At 56.4% G+C, this 1,221-nt stretch carries 3 protein-coding genes; all 3 read right to left on the reverse strand.

All coding sequences use genetic code 11. The features are described 5' to 3' along the window. On the reverse strand, positions 1-110 hold a 110-nt coding region (locus CPT76_RS03180), incomplete at its 3' end, for an RNA methyltransferase substrate-binding domain-containing protein (protein WP_308737504.1). 43 nt (positions 111-153) lie between these two features. Then, positions 154-618 carry a Mini-ribonuclease 3 gene (locus CPT76_RS03185; protein ID WP_105441907.1) on the reverse strand — a complete coding sequence of 155 codons (465 nt, stop codon included), beginning with the start codon at positions 616-618 and terminating at the stop codon, positions 154-156. Next, positions 615-1,221: DALR domain-containing protein (locus CPT76_RS03190; protein WP_308737503.1), on the reverse strand; the 607-nt coding region annotated here is incomplete at its 5' end. The genes CPT76_RS03185 and CPT76_RS03190, both read right to left, overlap by 4 nt.

The following is a 1,221-nucleotide window of genomic DNA, read 5'->3' on the forward strand; positions in this document are numbered from 1 at the left end:
TGCGTCAGATGCTTTTGGGCATTTTCCGCAATCCATATTTTATTAATCGTCCGCCCGGATCGAAGCGCTTCGGTGACCGAATGCTTCCCGGCAATGATTTCTTCCTCCATCGATTTTCCTCCTGATTCTTATTGCCTGTGATGGCCTGCCGTCTTATTTCTTCTTGGGCTGCTGCTCTATGAACTTGATCCCTGTGTCGATTAACTCCTGCATGCGCTCGAACTGCCCGGTATAGTACAAGTATCCGATCAGGGATTCGAACGCGGTGGCATGCCGGTATTCCAGCACGTCGGCATTTTTCGGAACGGTGCCCGACTTGGCGTTGCGGCCTTGGCGGACCACGTCGCGTTCCTCTTCGGTCAGCATCTCCTCCAGCCCACCGATAATCCGGCTCTGGGCCTTGGCCGAGACAAGTCCGGTCGCCGAACGGTGCAGCTGATTGGGCCGCAGGTTCGTCTTGGAAATCAAATATTGGCGGATGGCCACCTCATAGATAGCATCGCCAATATAAGCCAAGACGATCGGCGGAATCAGCCGGGCCGGCTTGGATGGCGGGTAGCTGAACATCCAGCTTCCCGCACTTTCCGGCAGCAGTTCGTTGCCGTCCGCCCCGCTCATTTGCGGCGCCAGCGCATGCCCTGCGCCGTATCCTCCAGCAGAATTCCCTTGGCCGCGAGCTCGTCGCGGATTTCATCCGCGCGGCCCCAGTTTTTGTTCTTGCGGGCTTCGGCACGCTCGGCGATCAGCTGCTCCACTTCCTCGTCCAGAAGCTCGGCCTTTTCCTCGAAATAGAGCCGCAGCACCGCGTTCAATTCGTCAAAAGCCGCCAGCATCGCCTTCAGTTCCGCAGGGTTCGCCACAGGCTCCTGAAGCAGCAGGTTGGCTTCACTGACCCATTCGAATACGGAGGTAATCGCATCCGGCGTATTGAAATCATCGTTCATTTTTTCATAGTAGGAAGCCAGAATCACATCCAGCTTCTGCTGCACGGATTCGCGGACCGGACCGTTTCCGTCCGGAGCCACCGTATCCAGGCGGTGCTTCATATTCGTGACGGCGTTGGCGATCCGCTCCACGCTCTTCATCGCCTGATCCATCGTCTCGCTGTTGAAGTTGAGCGGGTTGCGGTAATGCGTGGACAGCATGAAATAGCGGATCGCTTCTTTTTTATATTGGGCACGCAGGTCCTTGACCAAAATGCCGTTTCCGAGCGATTTCGAC

It is taken from the genome of Paenibacillus sp. AR247, assembly GCF_002968895.1.
GTDB lineage: Bacteria > Bacillota > Bacilli > Paenibacillales > Paenibacillaceae > Paenibacillus_AQ > Paenibacillus_AQ favisporus.